General features: G+C 61.2%; 28 protein-coding genes and 1 tRNA gene. 10 read left to right on the top strand and 19 right to left on the bottom strand.

Going from position 1 to position 23,401, the window contains the following annotated elements; all coding sequences use genetic code 11:
* Positions 1-145: 145 nt before the first annotated feature.
* The gene (locus NCN06_RS04640; protein WP_115095021.1) at positions 146-325 is read right to left on the bottom strand and encodes a hypothetical protein; all 180 of its coding nucleotides are present in this window, start codon (positions 323-325) and stop codon (positions 146-148) included.
* Between the two features lie 157 nt (positions 326-482).
* Positions 483-556, bottom strand: a tRNA-Arg gene (locus NCN06_RS04635).
* Between the two features lie 88 nt (positions 557-644).
* Here NCN06_RS04635 and NCN06_RS04630 point away from each other — a divergent pair.
* A complete protein-coding gene (locus NCN06_RS04630; RefSeq protein WP_226398330.1) occupies positions 645-1,391 on the top strand; it encodes a helix-turn-helix domain-containing protein in 747 nt (248 codons plus the stop codon).
* Positions 1,392-1,410: 19 nt separating this feature from the next.
* Here the strand turns inward: NCN06_RS04630 and NCN06_RS04625 are convergent, their stop codons facing one another.
* A complete protein-coding gene (locus NCN06_RS04625; protein WP_115095031.1) occupies positions 1,411-1,647 on the bottom strand; it encodes a hypothetical protein in 237 nt (78 codons plus the stop codon).
* Positions 1,648-1,666: 19 nt separating this feature from the next.
* Positions 1,667-2,524 (bottom strand): 16S rRNA (cytidine(1402)-2'-O)-methyltransferase, encoded by an 858-nt coding sequence (gene rsmI / locus NCN06_RS04620; RefSeq protein WP_226398347.1) that lies wholly within the window; start codon positions 2,522-2,524, stop codon positions 1,667-1,669.
* Between the two features lie 26 nt (positions 2,525-2,550).
* On the opposite strand from rsmI, the gene NCN06_RS04615 reads away from it, so the two are divergent.
* Positions 2,551-3,468: a 3'(2'),5'-bisphosphate nucleotidase CysQ family protein gene (locus NCN06_RS04615; RefSeq protein ID WP_226398329.1), complete on the top strand. Its 918-nt coding sequence runs from the start codon at positions 2,551-2,553 to the stop codon at positions 3,466-3,468.
* A gap of 7 nt (positions 3,469-3,475) precedes the next feature.
* On the opposite strand, the gene NCN06_RS04610 is transcribed toward NCN06_RS04615, so the two are convergent.
* From NCN06_RS04610 to sppA, 14 genes are all read right to left on the bottom strand, one after another.
* Positions 3,476-5,641 carry a polyribonucleotide nucleotidyltransferase gene (locus NCN06_RS04610; RefSeq protein WP_226398328.1) on the bottom strand — a complete coding sequence of 722 codons (2,166 nt, stop codon included), beginning with the start codon at positions 5,639-5,641 and terminating at the stop codon, positions 3,476-3,478.
* 107 nt (positions 5,642-5,748) lie between these two features.
* Complete coding sequence (gene rpsN / locus NCN06_RS04605) at positions 5,749-6,051, bottom strand: 30S ribosomal protein S14 (RefSeq protein WP_115024129.1); 303 nt, start codon at positions 6,049-6,051, stop codon at positions 5,749-5,751.
* A 57-nt stretch (positions 6,052-6,108) separates the two neighbouring features.
* Positions 6,109-7,191: a M50 family metallopeptidase gene (locus NCN06_RS04600; RefSeq protein ID WP_226398327.1), complete on the bottom strand. Its 1,083-nt coding sequence runs from the start codon at positions 7,189-7,191 to the stop codon at positions 6,109-6,111.
* Between the two features lie 24 nt (positions 7,192-7,215).
* On the bottom strand, positions 7,216-8,493 hold the full coding sequence (gene serS / locus NCN06_RS04595; RefSeq protein WP_226398326.1) for a serine--tRNA ligase: 1,278 nt from the start codon (positions 8,491-8,493) through the stop codon (positions 7,216-7,218).
* 42 nt (positions 8,494-8,535) lie between these two features.
* Complete coding sequence (locus NCN06_RS04590) at positions 8,536-8,760, bottom strand: hypothetical protein (RefSeq protein WP_115024124.1); 225 nt, start codon at positions 8,758-8,760, stop codon at positions 8,536-8,538.
* 15 nt (positions 8,761-8,775) lie between these two features.
* Positions 8,776-10,266: a Ycf46 family AAA ATPase gene (locus NCN06_RS04585; RefSeq protein WP_226398325.1), complete on the bottom strand. Its 1,491-nt coding sequence runs from the start codon at positions 10,264-10,266 to the stop codon at positions 8,776-8,778.
* The gene (locus NCN06_RS04580) at positions 10,263-10,799 is read right to left on the bottom strand and encodes a YceD family protein (RefSeq protein WP_226398324.1); all 537 of its coding nucleotides are present in this window, start codon (positions 10,797-10,799) and stop codon (positions 10,263-10,265) included. Before NCN06_RS04580 ends, NCN06_RS04585 begins: the two co-directional genes overlap by 4 nt.
* Positions 10,796-11,926, bottom strand: coding sequence for a membrane protein insertase YidC (gene yidC / locus NCN06_RS04575; protein ID WP_115024119.1), 1,131 nt, complete (start codon positions 11,924-11,926; stop codon positions 10,796-10,798). The genes NCN06_RS04580 and yidC overlap by 4 nt, the downstream gene beginning before the upstream one ends.
* A gap of 56 nt (positions 11,927-11,982) precedes the next feature.
* On the bottom strand, positions 11,983-12,390 hold the full coding sequence (locus NCN06_RS04570) for a PH domain-containing protein (protein WP_115024118.1): 408 nt from the start codon (positions 12,388-12,390) through the stop codon (positions 11,983-11,985).
* Positions 12,387-12,773, bottom strand: a complete 387-nt coding sequence (locus NCN06_RS04565; RefSeq protein WP_115024116.1) for a ribonuclease P protein component — start codon at positions 12,771-12,773, stop codon at positions 12,387-12,389. Before NCN06_RS04565 ends, NCN06_RS04570 begins: the two co-directional genes overlap by 4 nt.
* A 61-nt stretch (positions 12,774-12,834) precedes the next feature.
* On the bottom strand, positions 12,835-12,972 hold the full coding sequence (rpmH, locus tag NCN06_RS04560) for a 50S ribosomal protein L34 (RefSeq protein ID WP_115024114.1): 138 nt from the start codon (positions 12,970-12,972) through the stop codon (positions 12,835-12,837).
* 46 nt (positions 12,973-13,018) lie between these two features.
* Positions 13,019-13,594, bottom strand: coding sequence for a DUF2808 domain-containing protein (locus tag NCN06_RS04555; RefSeq protein WP_250398706.1), 576 nt, complete (start codon positions 13,592-13,594; stop codon positions 13,019-13,021).
* Between the two features lie 76 nt (positions 13,595-13,670).
* Positions 13,671-14,054 (bottom strand): chorismate mutase, encoded by a 384-nt coding sequence (aroH, locus tag NCN06_RS04550; protein ID WP_115024111.1) that lies wholly within the window; start codon positions 14,052-14,054, stop codon positions 13,671-13,673.
* Positions 14,051-14,863 (bottom strand): signal peptide peptidase SppA, encoded by an 813-nt coding sequence (gene sppA, locus NCN06_RS04545; protein WP_115024373.1) that lies wholly within the window; start codon positions 14,861-14,863, stop codon positions 14,051-14,053. The genes aroH and sppA overlap by 4 nt, the downstream gene beginning before the upstream one ends.
* Positions 14,864-14,916: 53 nt before the next feature.
* Between sppA and NCN06_RS04540 the strand changes: the two genes are divergently transcribed.
* The 3 genes from NCN06_RS04540 to NCN06_RS04530 are packed head-to-tail and all read left to right on the top strand — an operon-like array spanning position 14,917 to position 18,768.
* Positions 14,917-15,858, top strand: a complete 942-nt coding sequence (locus tag NCN06_RS04540) for a DMT family transporter (RefSeq protein WP_226398322.1) — start codon at positions 14,917-14,919, stop codon at positions 15,856-15,858.
* Positions 15,855-16,964: a glycosyltransferase gene (locus NCN06_RS04535; RefSeq protein ID WP_226398321.1), complete on the top strand. Its 1,110-nt coding sequence runs from the start codon at positions 15,855-15,857 to the stop codon at positions 16,962-16,964. Before NCN06_RS04540 ends, NCN06_RS04535 begins: the two co-directional genes overlap by 4 nt.
* Positions 16,939-18,768 (top strand): ArnT family glycosyltransferase, encoded by a 1,830-nt coding sequence (locus NCN06_RS04530; RefSeq protein ID WP_226398320.1) that lies wholly within the window; start codon positions 16,939-16,941, stop codon positions 18,766-18,768. Before NCN06_RS04535 ends, NCN06_RS04530 begins: the two co-directional genes overlap by 26 nt.
* An 11-nt stretch (positions 18,769-18,779) precedes the next feature.
* Here NCN06_RS04530 and NCN06_RS04525 read toward each other — a convergent pair whose 3' ends face one another.
* Positions 18,780-19,301: a DciA family protein gene (locus NCN06_RS04525; RefSeq protein ID WP_226398319.1), complete on the bottom strand. Its 522-nt coding sequence runs from the start codon at positions 19,299-19,301 to the stop codon at positions 18,780-18,782.
* Positions 19,302-19,365: 64 nt separating this feature from the next.
* Between NCN06_RS04525 and NCN06_RS04520 the strand changes: the two genes are divergently transcribed.
* From NCN06_RS04520 to NCN06_RS04500, 5 genes are read left to right on the top strand one after another with little or no spacing between them, the layout of a single operon-like run.
* Positions 19,366-20,139, top strand: a complete 774-nt coding sequence (locus NCN06_RS04520) for a PspA/IM30 family protein (protein ID WP_115024103.1) — start codon at positions 19,366-19,368, stop codon at positions 20,137-20,139.
* Positions 20,140-20,195: 56 nt separating this feature from the next.
* Positions 20,196-20,522: a thioredoxin gene (trxA, locus tag NCN06_RS04515; protein ID WP_170952152.1), complete on the top strand. Its 327-nt coding sequence runs from the start codon at positions 20,196-20,198 to the stop codon at positions 20,520-20,522.
* A complete protein-coding gene (locus tag NCN06_RS04510; protein WP_226398318.1) occupies positions 20,509-21,699 on the top strand; it encodes an aminotransferase class I/II-fold pyridoxal phosphate-dependent enzyme in 1,191 nt (396 codons plus the stop codon). Before trxA ends, NCN06_RS04510 begins: the two co-directional genes overlap by 14 nt.
* Before the next feature lie 7 nt (positions 21,700-21,706).
* Entirely contained in the window at positions 21,707-22,474 is a 768-nt protein-coding gene (locus NCN06_RS04505; RefSeq protein WP_226398317.1) for a biotin--[acetyl-CoA-carboxylase] ligase, read from the top strand.
* 34 nt (positions 22,475-22,508) lie between these two features.
* Positions 22,509-23,399 (top strand): M23 family metallopeptidase, encoded by an 891-nt coding sequence (locus NCN06_RS04500; protein ID WP_502988824.1) that lies wholly within the window; start codon positions 22,509-22,511, stop codon positions 23,397-23,399.
* Positions 23,400-23,401: the final 2 nt, after the last annotated feature.

Genomic DNA, 23,401 nt, shown 5'->3' with positions numbered 1-23,401 from the left:
TGGTTAGTCGTTCCGGAGATTCCTCTCAGGTGGAACCACCGGTCAATTGACCATGTCGTTCCTCGGGCAATGACGTCGTAACCCTGGGCTTGATCGGCTCAGCGCGTGACTTGTTACTGAACTGATCGATCTCTTCGCGGTCTGGTCAGAACAACCAGGCCCCCAACAGCACGCCGATCACCAGACCTTTCAGCCAGACCAGCGCAGCCATCTGGTACTCAGAGAGACCGAGCTTTCCCTTGATCCAGAAGAAGACCTTCTTGTCTGCGAAGACGACAGCGCGGACCGGTTTCCACGGAGCAAGACCATTCAGACGCCAGCTCATCAGCATTTGACGGCAGTTAGTCGCTGTATAGCGACGGCCCTCACAAATCAACCAGTTGGTGGAAAGCAGCTACCGCCAACACCTCAAGAAGCGATGCAAGCTCTGGGCACCCACCTGGCAGAAGGAAATGGGTTGGGCACCTGAGGCTGGAACTGAACGCCCCCTGATGGATTCGAACCATCGACCGACTGCTTAGAAGGCAGTTGCTCTATCCAGCTGAGCTAAGGGAGCAAGCGATCTCATTTTGGCAGGCTGCTTCAGGCGGGCTGGATTTTCATGCCTTTTGCCTCCTAAGGTGATGAGCTGTTGGTCGGCATCAATGGCGCCGCGTCGTCTCAGCGACAGCGAGAAGCAGGATTTGGTCGGTCGCTACAAGGCCGGCGAGTCAACAGCTGCTTTGGCTGAGGCCTACGGCTGCAGCCCCAATACCGTCAGCCGCACGGTGAAGTCACTGCTGCCAGCTGATGCTTATGCCGCGCTGAAAGCCACTCGCCTCAAGGGATCGACGGCCTCTCCCCCGGTCAATCCCGTCATTCAGGCTGAACCGGAGCCCCCTGCTGTTGCATCCCCACAGAAGGAGCCCGAGGATGACTCCCTCACAGCTGATGAAAGCAGTCTGGCCCTCGATGACGCTGATGATTTCGGCGAGGACGCTGAAGAAGAGCTCAACGAAGACGACGACATCGGCATCACTGAGACCTTCACAGAGCTCGTGCCCCTCGTCGGTGTTGGCGACCTCACTGATCGACCGCTGAATCAGGCGCAACCGTTCAGTGTCGATTTGCTCCCCGACAGCGCCTACATGCTCGTCGACAAGGTGGTCGAGCTGGATGCCCGGCCCCTCAAGGAGTTTCCAGAGTTGGGCTTTCTGGATGACGCCGAGCAGACACGCCAGGGGCTGTGTCTGTTTGCGAGTCCTCGAGAGGCCAAACGCCAGTGCGGTCGCAGTCAAAGAGTGATCAAGGTCCCCGATACCGCTGTCTTTCAGCGCACCAGCAGCTATCTGCTTGCCCGAGGCATCACAAGGCTGGTGTTGGATGGAACGCTGATCGCGCTTGACGCCTGAGCGATCCAGCTGAACACCACTAATCGAATCGATCGCGTTGATCGGGAAGCAAGACAGCGGTGCTTGTTCCGCCACTGATCACGCCAATCACCAGCGCTATCCCTACGAGAAAACCGGTGGGAAGAGGAACGGAGCGCTGCCCCCCAAGCTGGAGCGCTTGGCGATCCTGAAGGTTCTGCGCTCCAAGGCAGAGCAGCAGCAGAAGCAGCAGACCACTCCCCAGGCTGATCAGCAGAAGACGCAGGCGAATCAACACAGCACAACCGTCGACAGGCTCAGTTTGACGTGCCCTGGTGCAGGAGGGAATACAGCCGTCGTCTTGACAGGCCTGTGGCCTGGGCCAGTTGCCGTGCCGCGTCACTGGCGGTTGCGCCGGCATCCTGCAACGCCTGCAGTTGCTTGAGCAGGTCACGGTCGTCGGGTTCCTCCGGCTCTGCCGGTTGTGCTCCTCCCAGCACAACAGTGCATTCACCCTGCGGGGGGTGATGCTGAAAGTGCTGCAGGGCTTGTTCCACCGTCGGCCCTACCTGCTCTTCGTGGCGTTTGGTCAGTTCTCGTGCCACCTGAAGGGCACGGCTTCCTCCGCAGTGTTGCTGAAGTTCCTCGAGCAGCGTGATCAGTCGGTGTGGTGCTTCGTACAGCACGGTGGTTCGGCTTTCGTTGCTGATGGCTTCGAGGCGGGCCCGTCGCTCCTTCCCCTTGGCAGGCAGAAATCCTTCGAAGCAAAAGCGTCCGCTGGGCAATCCACTGCTCACAAGAGCAGTGGTGGCTGCGCAGGGGCCTGGAATACAGATCACCGGATGGCCGGCCTGGTGCGCAGCGGCCACCAGTTCTTCGCCGGGGTCGCTGATGCCAGGCAGGCCTGCATCACTGATCACGGCGAGGCTTTGCCCTTCAGCCAGAACATCCAGAAGTTGGGGCAAGCGTGTGCGGGTGTTGTGCTGATGAAAGGACACCTTGCGGGCGCTGGCGCCAAGGTTGCTCAGCAGCTGTCCGCTGTGCCGGGTGTCCTCACAGGCGATTACATCGACGTTCTTCAGCAGATCGCGGGCTCGCGGGGATAGATCCCCCAGATGACCAATGGGGGTGCCCACCAGATAGAGGCTGCCGCCGCTTGGTTCATCCCGCTGCATCACAATGGCGAGCGCCTGCATTGATCATGATGCCCAGCTCTGCCGTTCTCCCCTCCGGCGTCAACCAGGAGGCTCTGCTGACGGAACTTCGTCGCCTCAGCTGGGGAGCAGCCGACATCTTGCGGGCCTATGCCCGCGGTGAGCAGCCCCCTCACGGTTTTCCCAAAGCTTTGAGTGTTGATGACGGCGGAGAGGGGCCGGTTTCTGCGGCTGACCTGGCCGTGAACAAGTGGTTGCTGGATGGTCTGTCCAGCTCCTTTGCGGATGCCGACTGGACGCTGTTGAGTGAGGAGACTGCTAAGGAGCAGCTCACTGAAGGCCAACCACTGCCTGCAGAGTGGCTCTGGATCCTCGACCCCCTGGACGGCACCAAGGATTTCCTGCAGGGCACAGGCGAATATGCCGTTCATCTGGCTCTGGTGCGGGGGCGGCGCCCCGTTCTTGGGGTTGTGCTGTTGCCGGAAGCCGACGAACTTTGGATCGGCATCGTCGGCGAAGGAGCATGGTGTGAAGACCGCCAGGGTGAGCGGTCGCCGGTTCGCTTCAGCGACAGAACCGCGGTTTCGGATCTAATCCTGGTGGCCAGCCGCAGCCACCGCGACGACCGTCTGGTGAAGTTGATTGATGCACTCAATCTCGGCGGTTCCAAAGCAGTGGGCAGCGTTGGCTTCAAGGTGGCCACGATCCTCAGGGGCGAGACCGACCTCTACGTTTCCCTATCCGGCAAGAGCGCTCCCAAGGATTGGGACATGGCGGCTCCGGAAGCGGTGCTGCTGGCGGCCGGTGGTCGCTTCACCCATGCGGATCAGGCCGACCTCACCTACAACACCGGCGATGTCCGTCAGGCCGGTTGTCTGATCGCCAGCCATGGAAAAGCCCACGCCGAGCTCGGAGAGCGTGCGACGCGGGCCATGGCCGAGATCGATCCCGGCTTTCAGGTCTGAGACCTGATCAGCTGAGCGGTGCTACTGGGGTGGGCTGAGGCTCCACCTCGGAGGTCTCACCGGCCTGGGGAACACCGCGCAGGGTGAGGTTGATGCGTCCGCGGTTGTCGATTTCTCGGACCCGCACGGTGACTTCGTCGCCCACCTTCACGACATCCTCGACCTTTTCCACCCGCGCTTCGGACAGCTGCGAGATGTGGATCATGCCTTCCTTGCCAGGAAGGATCTCCACAAAGGCACCAATGGGGATGATGCGGGTGATCGACCCGGAGAACACCTCGCCTTCGTTGACCTTGCGGGTCAGGCCTTCGATGATCTTCTGGGCTTCTTCAGCTGCAGCACCATCGTGGGACGCGATGGTCACGATGCCGCCGTCCTCGATGTCGATCTTGGTGTTCGTGCGTTCGGTGATGCCCTTGATGGTGCGTCCGCCGGGACCGATCACGGTGCCGATCAGCTCAGGATCAATCCTGAAGCTGAGCAGGCGTGGGGCGTGAGGAGAGAGGTTGTCCCGCGGAGTGTCGATCGCCTCGAGCATCTTCTCGAGGATGTGGAGTCGCGCCGGGCGCGCCTGATTGACGGCTTCGGCCACCGTCTTCACTGGCAGGCCGGTGATCTTCATGTCCATCTGCAGGGCTGTGATGCCCTTTTCGCTTCCGGCCACCTTGAAGTCCATGTCGCCGAGGAAATCCTCGATGCCCTGGATGTCGGTGAGGATCCGCACCTCATCGCCCTCCTTGATCAGACCCATGGCAGCGCCACTCACGGGGGCTTTCAACGGCACACCAGCATCCATCAGGGACAGGGTGCTGCCGCAAACAGAACCCATGGAGGTGGAGCCATTGGAGCTGAGCACTTCGCTCACCACACGCACCACATAGGGGAAGGTGTCTTTCTCAGGTAGAACCGGAAGAATGGCCCGCTCGGCCAACGCTCCGTGGCCGATTTCACGACGTCCGGGTGAGCGCATCGGCCGGGTCTCACCGACGGAGTAGGGAGGGAAGTTGTAATGGTGCAGATACAGCTTCTCGGTATTGGGATGGAGGTCGTCCATCTCCTGGGCATCGCTGGGAGTGCCCAGCGTTGCGGTGGACAGCACCTGGGTCAGTCCGCGCTGGAACAGACCTGAGCCGTGCACTCGGCGCGGCAGGACTCCGGCCATGGCACTGATCTGACGCACCTCGTCGAGGCCACGTCCATCGACGCGCTTGCCGTCCTTGAGGATCTGTTGACGCATCAACGTCTTGGTAAGCGCCTTGAAGCTGTTGCCGAGCAACTTCGAGCTGCTGGCCAGAGCCTGGCGGACGGCATGGTCGTCCTTGAGGGCTGCGATGGCTTCTGAAACCTCGCCCTTCACTTTCTCAAGGGCTGTATCCCGTTCCTCCTTGCTCTGATCAAATTTGCTGAGGACAGCGCTGATGGCTTTGGTGCACTGCTTGGCCAGATAGGCGGGAACTGTGCTGTCCTGTTCGGGGGTCTCCGGCTTCACCTGGGTGATGCCCAGATCCTTGAGGAGTTGTTCCTGAGCCTTGATGAGTTCGCAGATCGCTTCGTAGCCGAAATCAATCGCTTCGATCACGTCCTGTTCCGGCAGCTGGTTGGCACCGGCCTCGACCATCACCACGCCGTCAGGGGTTCCGGCGACCACGAGGTCCAGATCACCCCGTTCAATTTCCCGGTAACTCGGATTGAGGACGAAATCGTCCCCCAGCAGACCCACGCGCACCGCCGCCATGGGGCCGTTGAAAGGGATGCCTGCCAGAAGGGTGGCAATGGAAGCGCCCGTTACCGCCAGAACATCGGCGGGGACCCTTTCATCGAGAGACAAGCAAGTGGCCACCACCTGCAGGTCATCACGCATCCAGCTGGGGAACAAGGGCCGCATGGGGCGGTCAATCAGCCGAGCCGTGAGGGTGGCCCGTTCTGGTGGGCGGCTTTCACGACGCATGTAGCTGCCGGGAATGCGCCCAGCCGCATAGAGGCGCTCTTCGTAGTCGCAGATCAGTGGCAGGAAATCAATGCCCTCACGGCCCCCGGAACGGGTTGCTGTGACAAGCACGGCGGTGTCGCCACACTCCACCAAGACGGATCCTCCCGCCTGAGGGGCAAAGCGCCCGGTGGTCAGTCGAATCTCACGTCCGTCAAAGGAGATCGACTGGGTTTGTCCTTGCACGACGTCTTATGTCCTTTTGTCAATCCCAAGTCTGACATTTCATGGCTGCTCTTCACAAGAAAGGGGAGGTCAAACCTCCCCGTGACAACGCCATGGCGAGGAATGGATCACCAGCTGGACTTAACCACGCCGGGCAGTTCTCCTTTATGGGCGCGCTCACGAAGCTGGTTGCGGCAAAGGCCGAAATCCCTATAAACACCGCGGGGCTTGCCTGTGGCCCAGCAGCGGTTGCGAACACGGATGCGTGCACTGTTGCGGGGGAGAGCCTGAATCTTGCGGTGGATCTCAAGACGATCCATCGGATCTTCGGCTGCATTAAACGCTGCCATCAGTGCTGCGCGCTTCGCCGCATAGCGCTCAACCATTTTCTTGCGCTTCACATCGCGAGCGATCATCGACTTCTTGGCCATGCAGCGGGGGGCAGCGAGCGATTGAATCGTCAACGATACACGGGCGCCCTCTCTGCCTCAGCGACCCATCAATTGCTGAACCACGGGCAGCTGACTGGTGTCACGCACGATCAGCACAAGGGTGAGACCCACCAGAAGAAGAAAACCAGATTGTGCAAAGGCCATTTGAATCCGTTCCGAAACAGGACGACCGCGAACGGATTGGATCGCAAGCATCATCATCTGCCAGCCATCGAGCAGTGGCAGCGGGAGCGAATTGAGCACCGCCAGATTGATCGAAATGAGTGCTGAGAAGAGCACCAACCCCGATCCCCCCTGCTGGCTGAGCTGAGCCCCCATTTCAACGATCTTCACCGGACCACTCACCTGGCCTGCCGTGGCTCTGAAGTTGATGAACAGACCGGCGTAGCCACGCACGGTTTGCTGCAGCAGTTGGCTGAACTGGGAGCCGGTGGTGAGAAGGAGTTCCCCGGGATGACGCACTGGGCGCATCGTTCCGCTGATGTTGGCTTGCAGTTGGGCCCCGATTTTCCCCATGCCCTGCTGATCGTCGGGGATCAGTTGAACGGTGGTCGTCTCGTCCCCCCGTTTTCGCTCCACACGGATGGATTGTTGCGGTGCTGCTTTCACATCCCGCACCATTGCCTCGACGCCGCGTTGACCTGCAGTGAGGGGTTTGGTGTTCAGACTGAGGATCTGGTCGCCGGCACGGAGGCCGGAGCGGGCGGCGGCTCCACCAGGTTGCACCTGAACCACCAGGACCCCCGGTTCCGGCGCGGCAGGAACACCGACAAAAGCTGCCTGACCCAACAGCACCACCAGAGCCAACGCCAGATTGGCCATCACCCCCGCTGCAACCACCAGGGCTTGCTGGGGGATCGGCCGGTTGCGCAGCAAATCCGGATCATCCGCTGGGATCGTGCTGTCTTCGTCGTCGTCAGGGAAGGCGACGAAGCCACCAAGGGGAAACAGCCGCAGGGCGTAGGTCACACCGCGACGTTGCCTCTTGATCAGTGCAGGACCGAAGCCGATCGAGAAGCCGCTGACGCGGATGCCCTGGAGCGTGGCTGCAAGGAAATGTCCTGCTTCATGCACCACGATCAGCAGAGCAAGGACCAGGAGGGCCGCCAATACGTTCATATCCCCGTCAGGATTCTGATCGGATCATTCTGGCTGGAGTCGCTCGCGGCCGACGTAAGGCACTAAGGCTTTGGGCAGCAGAACGCTGCCGTCTGCCTGTTGACCGGTCTCCAGCAGGGCCGCCATGGTTCTGCCGATGGCCAGACCGCTGCCGTTCAGGGTGTGGACCAGTTTCGTTGCCTTGCCTTCTTTGGTGCGGATGGAGGAACGTCGCGCCTGGAAATCGCCACAGACGCTGCAACTGGAGATTTCCCGGTAGGCACCCGCCCCAGGCAGCCAGACCTCGAGGTCGTAGGTCCGGCGCGCTGAGAAGCCAAGGTCGGCGGTGCACAGGTCTAAGACTCGATAGGGGAGCTCCAGGGCTTGCAGCACAGCTTCTGCATCAGCGGTGATCTGCTGGTGGGCTTCCTCGGAGTGATCCGGATGTACAAACCAGTACAGCTCCACCTTGTTGAACTGGTGCAGGCGAATCAGACCTCGGGTGTCGCGGCCATAGCTGCCGGCCTCACGGCGGAAACAGGGGCTGTAGGCGGCGTAGCGCAGCGGCAGTTGATCCGCCGGGATGATTTCATCCCGGTGTAGGGAGGTCACCGGCACCTCGGCGGTCGGTGTCAGCCAGAGGTCGTCATCCGCGCAACGGAAGCTCTCCTCAGCGAACTTGGGCAGCTGTCCCGATCCGGTGAGGCTGGCGCTGTTCACAAGCACCGGCGGCAGCACTTCCCGGTACCCCTTGCTCCCATGGAGGTCGAGCATGAAGTTGATCAGGCCACGCTCCAGGCGTGCTCCCTGGCCCAGCAAGGTGACGAACCGGCTCTGAGCGATGCGGACGGATCGTTCGGTATCGAGCAGCTGCAGGCGTTCAGCGATCTGCCAGTGCTCTTCCAGGTTGTCTTCAACCCTTGGGCTGCCCCAGCGGCGCACCTCAATGTTGTCCTCCTCACTGCGGCCGTCAGGGCAGGCTTCGGCCGGCAGGTTGGGGAAACCAAGCAGCTGTTGCTTGAGCTCACTCGACAGCTGCTTTTCCTCGTCCTCAAGAACAGCCACCTTCTGCTTGATGGCATTGCCCTTTTGGCGCAGTTCGGCGACGTCCTCGCCTTTGGGATCGGCACCTGCCTTGATCCGCTGGCCGACCTCTTTGCCGATCTGGTTGCCTTCCGCCTGAAGGCTGCTGCGTTGTTGCTCCAGATCACGCTGTTGCTGAGCGATCAGCTGCAGTTTGGTGAGATCAACCGCCTTGCCTCGTCGCCCCAGTTGCTGGGCGATCGTTTCGGGGTTGTCACGCACAAGGCGCTGATCGAGCACGGTTTCAGGGGGGTCAGCGCCGGCAGCCTATGGCAGGCCGTTTCAGAGCACCTGGCCAACCATCACCGCTGCGATGCCTGAAAACAGGGTGATGCCAAGGGCGGTAAGGGGGCTCTGACCCTGAGCAACGGCCATGGTGGTGATCACACCAGCGCCGAGGCAGGCCACACACAGCTGGGTGGCGATGTCGTTGTGGCGCTCCACGGGAGTCAGGCAATTGGTTGGACCGTAGGGAGAGCGCTGGCTGTCGCCTTGATCCAGCGCCACGTTCGTTACGCCGCGTCAGGCTTCGTTACCTGCAGCAACAGAAGCGGGGCGGGCGCGGCCGCCGGCCGCCCACTGTTTCAGCTTCTCCAGCTGTTCGCTGGCTGTGCGTGAGAGAGGGATCAGCTGGGAGGCGGCACCAATCAGATCCGGTTCCGTCAATTCACGGTTGTCGGCAAAGGCCAGGTGCATCGCCTCGATCACGGTTTGCTCCAGCTCGGCTCCAGAGAACCCATCACTACGGCTCACCACGGTCGCTAGGGGAAGCTTCAGCCCAGGTCGTCTCTGTTCCAGATGCAGCTGAAGGATGCTGTTGCGTTCAGCGCTGCTGGGCAGATCAAGCATAAAAATCTCATCGAAACGCCCCTTGCGCAGCAGCTCTGGTGGAAGTTTCTCGACGCCGTTGGCCGTGGCGACGACGAACACCGGTGACTGTTTCTCCGCCATCCAGGTGAGCACGTTGGCCAGAACCCGCTGGGTTGTGCCGCCATCGCTGCGGCCATCTCCCCCGAAGCCCTTGTCGATTTCATCGATCCAGAGCACGCAGGGCGCCATCGCTTCAGCGCGTTGGATCATTTCGCGGGTGCGTGCCTCGCTGGCCCCCACCAGACCTGCGAACAGACGCCCCACATCCAGACGAAGCAGGGGCATGGACCAACTGCAGGCGATCGCCTTGGCGGTGAGTGACTTCCCTGTTCCCTGGGGGCCAACAAGCAGCACCCCACGGGGGAGAGGCAGTCCGAAGCGCCGCGCATCTTCCGAGAATGCCCTGTGCCGTTGTTGCAGCCAGGTTTTGAGACCCTCGAGGCCACCAATGGCTTCCGTGCCCGCGTCGCTGCGGCAGAACTCCAGCACCTCACTGCGGGCAATGGTCTGGCGTTTTTCCTCGAGCACGTCTTGAAGATCGTCCGGCCCCAGCTGGCCGCGGCGGGCCAGGGAGCGGGCAGCGACCTGGCGAACCCGCATCTCACTGAGCCCACTGCAGGCCTGCGCCAGTTCATCCAACACATGAGCTGGGAGGGGACTGCCGCTGCTGGTGCTGATGCTGCTGATCAGTCGGCGCAGGTCGTCGTTGTCGGGAAGGGGGAGATCCAGAAGGGTGAGGCTTTCTTCGAGATCGCCTGGGGGTGTCCATTGCCCACAACACAGCACCAGAGTGTGTGGTGTTGTGCGTAGCGATCCTTCGAGATTGCGCAGCATCCGGGCGACGCCAGGGTCATCGCAAAAGCGATGAAAATCCTTGGCGAGCAGCAGGGTCGGACTGCCCGCATCCCGTTGCTGGAGCCACTGCAGCATGGCCATCGGTTGACGACTTCCCTGGCCATCGGCATTCACCGGCCCGCTGATGCCATCAATGAAATTCCAGCAGACCAGCTGGCGTGCAAGTCGCTGAGCGGCTTCTCCCAAAAGGCTTTCAACCCGTGCTTCCTCGTTGCTGCGGACCCAGATCAGTGGCGTGCGTGCACGGACCAGAAGGTCGATCTGGTGTCCCCAGGCTGCACTGCTCATTGCTGCTCCAGCCGCTGTTGGAGCTGTTGAAGGGCCTGCCAGCGCGGATCAACCTCCTTCGATGTGGAGTCTGAGGTCACGGGCGTTAGGTTTAAGCCAGGTGGTCCTGGACAGTGATCACCGCAGTGATTCACGACGGGCAGCATCAGATTGAGCTGCTCGAACGCCCATTGCTGGGGATCGAATTCGCCGCGTGGATCGAGAACATCCACCAGACCTTCCATCTCGGCGACCTCTCCAGAATGCTCTAGCTGGTCTGCCGTTGGTGGGGCTGCGCCCAGCCAGATCAATTCAGAGGGGGCGCAGCTGAGGTTTTGATTGAACTGGTTCAGACAGCGATCACAACAGAGGGTCACGATCGTGCTGAGTTTCCCCTGAACCGCCAAGACGTTGCCGCGGTGCTCTGCAGAGACATGGCCTCGTACTGGTGTGAGAGAGGGGAGCTGATCGAGCTCTCCCTCAACCTCCCAGACCTTCGGTGTGCCCAAGGCCCGGAGCTCCTGGAGGGGAACAGGCTCCAGTGCCTCGATCACTTGCCCTTCGGTTCAAACGGCAGCCGTGAACCGCCCGAAGTGGCCGAAACCGTCACCGTTTTCTGAGCCATCTGCTGGTCCAGGATTTTCTGAAGGTTGTCGGGCAGTGCCTCTTTGCTGAGGATGAAGGTCTGCAGTGCCTGGAACACGTTGGCGATCAGCATGTAGAGCAGAACGCCGGCCGGGAGTGGGAAGAACAAAAACATTCCCGTGATCATCACGGGGGTGATTTTGTTGGCTGTGGACTGCTGGGGGTTGGCAGGCATCCCCATGCCCGACAGCAGTTGGGAGATGAACAAGGTGATGCCGAAGCCGGCAACAAGAATGGCGATATCCCAATTGATTGCACCATCGGCATAGAAGCCGACCTGGCCCAGGGCTTTGATGAACAGGAAGCCGCTGCGGGCTGCCAGGCCTGGAATCTTCGCTTCAACGGTGGCATCGCCGGCGGCGATTGCCTTGATCGTGCCGTCATCGCTGACGCTCACGATGTCATCACCCTTGGTCACTTCCCACCTCGGGGCGAAGCGTCCAGAGTTTTCAACGCCGGTGAGAACGTCACTGAAGGCTCGACCATCCTTCGTGTGAAGGTTCACCATGGCACTGTCGCCAACGCCTATTTTTGTGCCCCGGGGCAGGCTGGCAATCACCGGAACGTGGTCGGTTTCGCTAATGAAGATCGAATGGCTGGCGCTGTTGAACGGCTTGGGTTCAACCGCAGCGATCTGGTCCGCCGGCATCACCTTCATGTTCAAGGTGTACGGAACGTCCGCGAACGGCGAACCCCGCAGCGTTGCAAACAAAGCGAACAGGATCGGCATCTGCACCAACAGCGGCAGACATCCCGCCAGGGGGCTGCCGAACTCCTTCATCACATTGCCCAGTTCCTCTTGCTGCTTCTGAGGGTTGTTGGCAAACCGGCTCTTGATTTCAGCCTGTCGTTTCTGAATCACGGGCTGAGCGATACGCATGCGCCGGGCGCTGCGAATCGATCCTGCGCTCAGGGGATAGAGCGCGATCCGAATGACGAGAGTGAGGGCGACGATGGCCAAGCCATAGCTGGGCACCAATCCGTAGAAGAAGTCCAGGATTGGAATCAGCAGGTTGTCGGAGATGTATCCGATCACGTTGAAGAAACGGGGGGGCGGGACGTTGTGAGGCCAGTGTGCATGAACAGCTGCACTCAGGCGGCGAAACCTTCAGTCGATTTCTGCTGGGCATTTGCAGCCCGGCTGCTGATTCGCTCGAGGATGTAGGCCTCCACCTCCCGGAAACGAGGCATCGAGCGCATTTCGAGCCTGGCGCCATCCTGGAGAACCAACACCATGTCTCCCCAGGCGCCAAAGCCTCTGGGAACGGTGCGGACCTCGGTGATCTGGGAATAAACCACTTGGGTTTTGTCTTTTCCCATCCAGCCGCCCGTCACCGAGATCCGGCGACTGGTGATGCGGAAGCGCAGCCACAGGGCACGCACAACGGCGCCGATGGTGAATGGAAGACCGATCAGCGTGAAGCCGAGCAGAATGTTGAAGATCAGGTCTCCGCGGGCTGGTCCACCGTCGTAGTGGACATCTTCCTGAATGCTGGTCATGGATCCAGTCCGGCGCTTCTCAGAAGACTGTCGCATTCTTCGAGCAACTGTGTGGGTTCGGCTTCCGCGGCTTCCGGACGAAGGCTGATCAAAAGCCAGCGCCCTGCCAGATCGCTACGTCGTTCGAAACGTCGACGCAGGTGCGTGTGCAGAAGTCGCCTGAGACGGTTTCGCTTGACGGCGCGCTTGCTCACCTTGCTGCTGATCACCAGAGCGCAGCGACAGGACTGATCCTGGATGCCCCGCAGCTCTCGACGAAGCAGATTGGAGTCTCCTGCGGCAACGCGCAGAACCATCAAGGTTCCGTGTTGGCGCTTTGAGGATCGGTGCAAGCGGTTGAAGCATCGATGCCCGCGCAATCGCATGGAGGCGGGAAGGACCATCAACCAATCCTGTTGAGTGGGGTCGAAGACGGGATGAACCCCCTGGATTCATCCCCAACGATCAGGCTGCGAGACGAGCGCGGCCGCGTTTGCGACGTGTACGGATCACGCGACGGCCGGTGTGGGAGCGCATGCGTACACGGAAACCCGAGACGCGCTTCCTCTTGCGGCTTGTTCCTCCGAGGGTGCGCTTAGTCATGGACGTCTCCTGGCTACCGGCCGATCTGAATCTGGGATTTTATCAGTCAGTCCACATCAATCAGCCAGCTGCCGCGGTAGCCGGACATCGGCACATCTCCGGGAGCCTGCACCAGGGCGTTGAACTGATACATGCGCTTCCCCTGGGGATTGAACAACTTGATGGAAAGCGAGTAGTCGCCGTCTGAAGGCAGCGGTGTGTCGGGGAAGACTTCAATCGCTGTCTGGTCTTCGTTGACCTGGATGACGGCTGGGATCTCTTCGAGGCACTTGCTCCGGCTCATCATGCCGCCAACGGTGGTACGGCACAGGCGCATGCGGTGGGGTTTCAGCTTGGAGTCGAAGTAGTCCGGCACGGTGATGGTGAGTTTGAGGATCGCTGTCTTGCGGTCTTTTTCACGCAAGGTCAGAAACCATTCAGAGCGGTCGCTCTCGATGTTGGAGGTCTGGTAGTAGTACAGCTTGCGGTAGTCGCGGTCCGTGTCCCAGCGGAATTCCATCAGGCCAGGAGTGCCCTGTGCGTTCGCGGTCTGCTCTGAAATGCCGGTCAGTGTTGAGCCAATCAGCAGGGCCGCTGCAGTGCCGGCTCCAGCGAGCAAACGTCTTGTAGTGGAACGGGCCATAGGAAACGTCTCGTTAAATGGGATTCTCCTGAGTCCAATCGCTGGGCGGTGAATTCAGGGGCCGGAGGGTGATCTGTCAGTTGTGACCAGATCTATCTGGTCGTAGCCGCTGTGCGTCGCCTTGATAGGGGTGCATGGGCGTCTGGTCCTGAGGAATCCAGGCGTGGGCCAGAACACGGATGCAGCGAGGGAGATCTCCTTGGACGGCCATTTGTTGGCAGTCGAGCAAGGCCACCGTGTCCCAGCCGGGGCGTCGCCGGGCGATGGCGGCTGGGAAGCAGGCGTCCAGGTCGGCTGTAACCGAGAAGGTCACTGAAACCAACTGGTCTGGGGTTAGCCCATTGCGATCCACCAGGGCGTCCATCAACGCGCTCACAGCGGCTTTGATGGCGTCCGTGCTGTTCTCCGTGCAGGTGGTGGCCCCACGCAGGCCTCTCAGAACGAGGGGAGAGCTGGTCATGGGCGGTAAAGCCAGAGCACCTGACCGCTTCCCATCAACTCGAGCGACAGGCGCTGCTGAAGTTGATGCAAGAGCTGGGATCCCGGCAGCAGACCGCTGAGTTTTCGGCGTTGTTTGCCCAGGGTGACGGGACGGATGTCGTCCTCGTCGAGCTCTGCCAGCTTCGCCGCGAGGCGCCGGGCATGGTCTTCGTCCCCGAGTTCATCAACCAATCCCAGGGCCTGCGCCTGTTCACCGCTGAACACCCGTCCATCGGCGAAACGCTTCACCGTCTCCACCTCAAGGTTTCGCCCCTTCGCCACAACGCCCACAAATTGGCCATAACTGCTGTCGATGAGTTCCTGAAGCAGAGCGCGTTCCGCATCGCTGAGCGGGCGATCAGGGGAAAGGATGTCCTTGAACGGACCACTCTTCACTGTGTCGAAGCGAATTCCAATCCGTTCGAACACCTTGGAGAGGTCGTTGCCCCGCAGGATCACACCGATTGAACCGGTGATCGTGCCTGGATTGGCAACGATCTTCTCCGCTGCGACGCCGATGTAGACACCACCGGAGGCGGAGATGTTGCCAAAGCTGGCCACCACGCGACAGCCCTGTTCTCTGAGCCGCAGGAGGGCCGCATGAATTTCCTGGCTGTCTCCAACCGTGCCGCCTGGGCTGTCAATTCGCAGCAGCAAGGCTGGAAATTCCCTCTGCTTCACCTCCCGCAGAGCTTTCAACACCCGCTGCCGGGTGGCACCCGTAATGGGGCCGTCAACAACGATGCGAGCCATTCGTCGTCGGGATTTGCGCCGCCAGGGCCAGAACATGTTGCGCATCTGCATCACTCCAGATCTTAAAAAGAGCACCCAAGCGCCCATTCATGCCGTCACTGCGACTCTGGTTTCTGATGGTGCTGCCCTTCGCGCTCTGGGGAACCGCCATGACTGCCATGGCTCCTTTGCTCGATAGCGCTGGCCCATGGCTTGTCGCTGGCTTGCGACTGGTCCCAGCAGGTTTGGCCCTTCTGCTCTGGGGGCAGTGCACCGGTCGTGGCCTGACGATCGATTCGCGCGACCTGGTTTGGTTCGTCCTGTTCACCTTGGTGGATGCCACCTTGTTTCAAGGGCTTTTGGCGCGGGGGTTGGAGGGGACTGGTGCGGGTCTCGGTTCTGTCTTGATTGATTGCCAGCCTCTGCTGGTGGCCTTGATGGCTCGCGTTCTGTTCACGGAGTCGATCAATCCCATCGGCTGGATGGGGCTGGCCATTGGTCTGGCAGGCATCGTCTGCATCGGTTTGCCCGCTGAGCTGCTGGGTCACTGGTGGCTGCTGGCTGACCCGCCATTGGTGCAGCAGCTGTTTCAGCCCGGCGAGGGCTGGATGTTGCTGGCGGCCGTCGCCATGGCCGCTGGAACGGTGTTGATTCGCTTTGCCTCACGCCACAGCGATCCGGTCACCGTGACGGCATGGCACATGTTGCTGGGGGGACTTCCTCTGCTTTTGGTCCATGCCCTGCAGCGAACTGATGCTGGTCTGGCCTGGACGGCAACAGACTGGACGCGTATGGGCTACGCGAGCCTTCTCGGAAGCGCTTTGGCCTATGGGCTGTTCTTCTGGTTCGCCAATCAACGCGATCTCACCAGTTTCAGCAGCCTGGGATTCCTGACACCGGTTTTCGCGCTGGCCACCGGAGGTTGGTTGCTGGGCGAGCGCCTTGATCTGCTCCAGTGGATTGGTGTTGTGATGGTGCTGGTGTCGGTGATCTTCGTGAGTCAAAGGCGAAGAATCTGGGAGCCGCTGTCGATCACGGACGCCTCTTCATGACGGCTGCTCCGCTCCATCTCGTCGTTGTCAACACGCCAATCGGGGCCCTCGGCAGTGGCGAGGGAGGTGGTGTGGAGCTCACCCTGCGATCGCTGGTTCAGGGGCTAGTACGGCGTGGTCACAGGCTTACCGTTGTGGCCGCCAAAGGCTCAACACTTCCCGACGATTGCAGCGGTGTTGAGTTGCTGGAGGTGGAGGGTGTGAATCAGCCGAGCTGGCAGCACGTCGCAGAGCTTGCACCGGTCGAGATTCCCCGCAATGGTCTTTTGCCTGCTCTTTGGGAGACCGCCCTCGATGCAGGTCAATCAGCCGATGCCGTGATCAACGGTGGCTACGACTGGCTGCCGATCTGGCTGACGCAACGGGTCAGCGCCAAGCTCTTTCATCTCATCAGCATGGGGGATGTGGCTGCGGTGATGCGCGATGTGATCGAAGCTGTCGCCGCCTGGGACCCGCACCGCCTCGCTTTCCATACGCAACGCCAGGCCGCTGATTTTCAGCTGCCAGCTCCCGCCAATGTTGTGGGCAACGGATTTGACTTGGCCAACTACACCTTTCAGACGCAGACGAATGGCCCCCTGGGCTGGGCGGGGCGCATCGCTCCGGAAAAGGGGCTGGAGGATGCGGCTGCTGCGGCCGCTGCCCTAGGAGAACAGCTTCTTGTTTGGGGGTTGCGAGAGGATGAGGTCTACGCCCGGCAGGTGCAAGCGAGTGTTCCTGAAGGCACGATCGATTGGCGCGGTTTTCGATCGACCACAGAGCTTCAGCAGGAGTTGGGGCGCTGCCGCGCTCTGGTCAACACACCGAAATGGAATGAGGCCTACGGCAATGTTGTGGTGGAGGCCCTGGCCTGTGGTGTTCCGGTTGTCGCCTATGACCGCGGCGGACCGGGGGAACTGATCTGTTCAGGCCGCACGGGCTGGCTGGTTCCTCCCGACGATGTTGACGCTCTTACGGAGGCCTTGCGACATGTCGGCAGCATTGAGCGCTCCGCCTGCCGCAGCTGGGCTGAGGCCCATGCCTCCTGCGAGGTCTTTAGCCAGCGTGTTGAAGCCTGGATTCGAACAGGACTGATGGCGGATGTCAGCATCACCCCCAGGCGCTGAGAGTTCCTTGTCGGTCAATGTTTCAGGACGACAGCGACACCAGGTTCTGGCGTTTGTTCTGGCCCTGGGACTCGTGATCACGCTCTGGGGGCTGGGATCCACCGGCGTCGTGGATGAAACACCGCCATTGTTCGCCGCAGCGGGGCGGGCCATGGCCGACACCGGCGACTGGCTGACGCCTCGGGTCAACGGCTTGCCTCGTTTCGATAAACCGCCCCTGGTGTACTGGCTGATGGGGTTCGGTTACGCCCTCCCCGGACGTGAAGTTTGGGATCCTCTCGGAAGTTGGGCGGCACGACTTCCTTCCGCCTTGGCCACGGTCGGGCTGATGCTTGGCATCGCCGATACCTTGCTGCGCTGGCCGTTCCCCGGTGATGCGCGTCCCCGCTGTACAGCTCTGATTGCATCGCTGGCATTTGCCTTCTCGCCCCTGGTGCTCGTCTGGAGCCGCACCGCGGTGAGTGATGCCCTGCTATGTGGCCTGCTGGGTCTCAGCCTGTTGCTGCAGTGGCGTCGTTTTGCCGCCCCTCAAGAGGTGGCGTGGTGGCCGGCTTGGGTGATCCTCGGTTTCGCGGTTCTGGCCAAGGGGCCGGTCGCTGTTGTGCTTTCAGGACTCGCTCTGCTGATGTTCGCAGCGTTGCGACGGGATCTCGTTCAACCCTGGCAGAGGCTGCGACCGTTGCCTGGGTTGCTGCTGACGGCCCTGATCAGTCTTCCCTGGTACGTCCTAGAGCTGCTGGTGGAAGGACAGCCTTTCTGGGACAGCTTTTTCGGCTACCACAATCTTCAACGGTTCACGTCCGTGGTGAATGATCACCTCCAGCCTTGGTGGTTTTTCGGCCCGGTAATGCTCGTGGCTGCGCTGCCCTTCACGCCATACCTGTTGTTGGGGCTGGCGCGGGTGCCTCGATCGCGGATTGCACCGGAGGATTCATTGCAGCAATTCGCTGCCTGTTGGCTGTTGGCGGTTCTGCTGCTGTTCACCACAGCAGCCACAAAATTGCCGAGTTATTGGTTGCCCGCCACCCCTGCGGCGGCCCTCCTGGTGGCCCAGGCCACGCTGGGCTCATCGCGTTGGCAACGGCTGGCCTGGGGCACCAGCCTGGCTCTGATCGCCGTCCTGGCTGGTGGCTTTTGGCTGGGATCGCTCTGGGTTCCGCTGATCGACGATCCAGAGATGCCGACGTTGTCGGCGGATCTGTTGGCCAGTGGTCTTTTGGGGCATGCCGCCATCTGGTTCAGTGCAGCAGCAACTCTTGGGACGTTGCTGCTGCTGCAGCGACGCTCCGCTGGTCAGGCGTTGCTGGCCATGCAGGCCTGCCTGCTGGGCTTTCACCTCACGGCTCTGGTGCCGATTGCCGAACTTGCAGACCGTCTGCGTCAGCGTCCGGTCCGCGACGCTGCAGCATTAATGCTGTCGCAACAGCGCAGCGGAGAACCAATGGCCATGGTTGGCGCCATGAAGCCTTCGCTGCACTTCTACACAAGACAGGTGATCTTGTATGAGGGGCAATCCGATGGCGCCCTGGTCAACATTGCGGATCGCCTGGCCCATGAACAGCGGCGGGGATGGCGGGGATACCCCCTCGGCAGCCCGGGTGCATCCAGCACCGTGCTGGTGCTGATCGATCGCGGGACGGCACAACGTGATCACTGGAGCGACCTGCAACCTGAGCGGCTGGGACGCATTGGGATTTACGACGTGTGGCGTCTGGACCGCAGTCGCCTTGAGCAACGGGCAAGAACCCTGCAGGACGAAGGTGTTGAGGCCGACTGGCGAGAGCCGCGTCCTGAGCGTTTCTGAGCAGTAGAGCTCTATGACTCAGACAACGTCTGACGGTGGCAGAACCCGCAGTGCCCCCAGAGCTTCATTTCGCCGTTGGGTGCCGGTCTACCGCAGTCAGGGCAGGCCCCCATGCCATGGACATCCGTGCGACTTGGATGTTGGGCCCAAATGCTGGCTTCGCTCTCCAGAACTGGGGCTTTATTGGAATGGTGTTGCTGGATGCGCAGATCACGCACCGCATGGCCGGCTTGATGCAGGGCGCTGATCAGTTGGGGGCGGTTGTAGAGGAGAGCCTGGCGCCATTGGGGATGGCTGGCTCCCACAGTCAGCACTCCACGTTGCAGCGATAAGGGGCGGCAGTGAGGAGCCAGTTGGGCGCCTGCCACCCGGGGCCAGTCCTGCCACAGCGCGGCCAGATGATCGTCTTTGCGCCACTCCCTCTGAAGCGCGCCCAGACAGGTTTTCAAAGGTTCTGCAGGCGGCGGGGGCGCTGATTGGAGCAGTTCCAGGCCCGGGAGACGCCGCCGTTGGGAATCAGGTGCAACCGCCATCAATTAATCCTAGGCAGAACCGTTGCGAGAACCTCGCTAATCTCAGCGCGTCTGAGGCCAAGTAATGGGTTTCTTTGATCGGCTGAGCAGGCTGGTTCGCGCCAATGCCAACGCTGCTGTCAGCGGTATGGAGGACCCGGCCAAGATCCTCGACCAGTCCGTCTCCGACATGCAGGCGGATCTGGTCAAGTTGCGTCAGGCCGTTGCTCTCGCGATTGCAAGTCAAAAGCGTTTGACCAACCAGGCTGAACAGGCCGCTGCCCAATCGAAGACCTGGTACGAGCGTGCTGAGCTGGCTCTTAAAAAGGGTGAGGAATCCCTCGCTCGTGAAGCACTCACCCGTCGTAAGACCTTCCAGGAGACGGCGACGTCACTGACATCCCAGGTGCAGGCCCAAGACGGGCAGGTGGAATCCCTCAAGAAAAGTCTGGTCGCCCTCGAAGGAAAAATCGCCGAGGCCAAGACCAAAAAAGACATGCTCAAGGCCCGAGCGCAGGCCGCCAAGGCTCAGCAGCAGCTGCAGAGCGCCGTCGGCAACATCGGCACCGATTCAGCCATGGCTGCCTTCGAGCGGATGGAGGAAAAGGTGGAGGCCATGGAGGCCACCGGTCAGGCCGCGGCTGAGCTGGCTGGATCTGATCTTGAGAGCCAGTTCGCAGCCCTGGAAAGCGGTGGTGGCGTTGATGAGGATCTCGAAGCGTTGCGCGCTCAGCTGAAGGGAGGCCCTGAAGCGGTCGCTCTGCCGGCGGCCGATGCGGCCGAGGCTGTGAAGCCAGTGCAGGTGGAGGAAGTGGATGCCGAGCTCGAAGATTTGAAGCGATCCATCGACAAGCTCTGACCATCCGGGGAAAGTCATCCGGTTTTCCATAGGATCGGTTCAGTCATTTGAGTGCCTTGGCTGGAGCTGTTGCCGATTTCACCGACGCTGGTTTTGAAAGTGAAGTGCTGAAGGCTTCCGGCACTGTCCTTGTGGACTATTGGGCTGCCTGGTGTGGTCCCTGTCGACTGATCGCCCCTCTTATGGATTGGGTCGCTGATGCCTATGGCGATCGCCTGAGCGTTGGCAAGATCGAAGTTGATGCCAATCCGAAGACCCGTGACGCCTATCAGGTGCAAGGGATTCCCACGCTGATCCTCTACCGCGACGGTGAGGTGGTGGCGCGGCATGAAGGTGCCATTGCCAAAGCGCAGCTGCAGTCCTTCCTGGATGCCAACCTCTAAGCGGCTCGCGTCGCTGGGCAGCGCCGTTTTCGCCCGCGTTGATGCTGCCAAGCATGCTTACCGGGTCCAGGCGTCGTCATCTGCGCGTCCAGATCTGGTGGATCTCTCCATCGGATCGTCCGATCTACGGCCACCCACGGCCCTGCTCGAAACGATGGCCTCAGCGGTCATGGACCCCAGCAGCGGTTCCTATTGCCTTCAGACCGGTCTGAGGCCTCTGCATGTCGCCGTCGCGGACTGGTGTCGCCATCGCTTCGATGTTGCTGTGGATCCCGAGCAGGAGGTTCAGTTCCTGGTGGGATCCCAGGAAGGAACCGCCCATCTACCGCTGGCGGTGCTCGATGCAGGTGACGCTGCCCTGCATCTGGACCCCTGTTATCCGTCCCACACCGGTGGGCTGCATCTTGCGGCAGCAAGAACCAAGGCCTTGCCGCTTTCCCCGGAACAGGACTGGCGACCGGATCTGACGGGACTTACCTCCTCGCTCTGGGATCAGCTCAAGTTGTTCGTGCTGGGCTATCCCCACAACCCTTCAGCCAGGGTCGGGGATCAGGAAGACCTCAACCAAATCATGGCCACCGGTGCCCGGCACGATGTGGTGATTGCTCACGACAATCCCTATGTCGATCTTGCCCTGGATGGGCAGCCTCCCTGCCTGTTGCAGGCTCCGAACTGGAGGACGTCCGGCATTGAATTTTTCTCCCTGTCAAAGGGCTGGTGCCTAGGAGGGTTCAGGCTGGGTTTTGCGGTTGGTGCAGCGCCAGTGATTGCCGCATTGCGTCGCACCAAGGCTGTCATCGATTTCAATCAGAGCCTGGCTCTGCAGCAGGGTGCGATCCAGGCGTTGCAAGCCTTCCCTGATTGGCCGCAGCAGTTGCATCCGATCTATCGCGAGCGCAGGGATCGTGTGGTGGAGACCCTCACGGCACGTGGATGGTCGGTTCCCTGTCCAGAGATGGCGATGTACCTGTGGTTCCCCTTGCCTGCTGCGGCCCGTCGTCAGGGCTGGAGTGATGAGGATGCCGCCAGGGAACTGCTCCAGCGCAGCGGTGTCGCGCTGACCCCAGGGTCGGGTTTCGGTGCCGGCGGCCGCCAGTGGCTGCGTATGGCGCTGGTACGGCCCGTCAACGAACTGGTGGAGGCCGCATCGCGTCTTGCGGATGCAATGGATGGCTGATCGATGGATGACCAAGCATCGACGCCCTCAACGGGGTGGTGGTCGTTTGATGGCGATCTACCGCCGCATCGCAGGTGCATCAGCGCGCCCATGGACCATTCGTCGGGTGCCTGTGTGCAGCAGTACAGAGGACTTGCTGGCGGTTTGGTTGCGGGATCAGCCCTCGTTGACGGGGCCGCGCGCTGTAATCGCCACCCACCAGCGCAGGGGAGTTGGCCAGTTGGGTCGAACCTGGCTTTCCCCTGAAGGTGGTGTCTGGATCAGTGCCGCTTTGCCCTGGAGGAGTCATGCATCTGGTCAAGCCGGTCTCCTTGGCTTGGCGCTGGCACTGTCAGTGACGCAACGGCTTGAGCGGCGGGGCCTTTCGATTCAGATCAAATGGCCCAATGACCTGTTGGTTCAGGGCCGCAAATTGGCCGGTCTTCTCCCGGGGGTGGTGCAGCGTGGTTCCCAGCTGCGTTTGCTGCGCATCGGACTGGGCCTGAATGTGCGGAATCCTGTTCCTGGCGAGGGCATTGCCCTGCGGAGGCTTGAAGGGCAGCAGGCTGCGGATCCGATCCGTTGGACAGCGGAGGTCCTGCTTGCCTTGGATCACTGCCACGGCCTTGGAGGCGATGGTGCCTGGTGCATCGATGGAGTTCAGGCCCGTCTCTGGTCGGATCAGCTCCTTCATCCTCAGGATGGTCAGATCTGGCAAATCACTGGTCTTGAAAACGATGGTGCTCTTCGGTTGCGTCAGGGTTCAAGGACCGAAAGCTGGCGACGCTGGCCCTGAGTTGCGCCGCCGTCCATAGGATTTGTCCTAGACGATGTCTCATCCAGTGCTGAGCTGGTTAGCGGCGATCTGGATGCTGATCCCACCAGCGGCTGCTCAGGGTTTTGACCAGTCTCTTGATGCTCTGGAGCGCCAACGGGTGATCACTCCCCAGGAGCGCAAGATGCTCCAGCGTGGTGGTGCTCCAGCGGTTCCCATGGGCCGCAGTCGTTTCGAAGACGCCTGTCGCAGTGGGGCTCTGTCGCGTCGTGAGTGTGCCTCCGGTGTGGCTAGGCGTTCGCCTGGGGCACCGTCCTCTGCCCGTGTTCGCTTGATCCCCTCCAAGCAGCCGCTGCGTATTCCCGTGTCAGCGCTTCTCGCCCGCGATGGCGGCAGATTCCGGTTGGAATCCGTCTTTGCGGTCACGCCGCGTCCTCTGCCAAGCCCTGGAAACGGCGATAGCCGACTGCTCTTCCCTGTTGCTGGAGACGCCTTCAAGAGCAGTGGGTTTGGCTGGCGTCTGCATCCGATCCTGGGGAGTTGGCTGATGCATGCCGGTCGGGATTTCGCGGCACCTGAGGGGACTCCCGTCGTGGCGGCTCTCTCCGGCCAGGTTGTAACCAGTGGTCTTGCGGGGGGCTATGGCGTCGCCATCGAACTGGAACATGCCGATCCATTGCGTCGCACGCTCTATGGCCACCTCTCGGAGATCTACGTACGACCCGGTCAGCAGGTGCGCCAGGGAGAGGTGATTGGACGCGTTGGCAGCACGGGCCTAAGCACGGGTCCGCATCTGCATTTCGAGTTGCGCACACCATCGCGGGCTGGTTGGCAGGCCGTTGATCCAGGGGATTTGGATTTGTCCTCTGTGATGAGTCTCGAAAATGATCCTGTCTCGGTGCTGCTTGGCCAGGTGTTGCGAAGCCTTGAACGGCAGCAGCCCTAAGG

The sequence above is a fragment of the Synechococcus sp. MU1648 genome (assembly GCF_023630615.1).
Classification (GTDB): Bacteria; Cyanobacteriota; Cyanobacteriia; order PCC-6307; family Cyanobiaceae; genus Parasynechococcus.
Note: the sequence above shows the minus strand (reverse complement) of the source record. Positions and strands in the feature narration are given on the sequence as shown.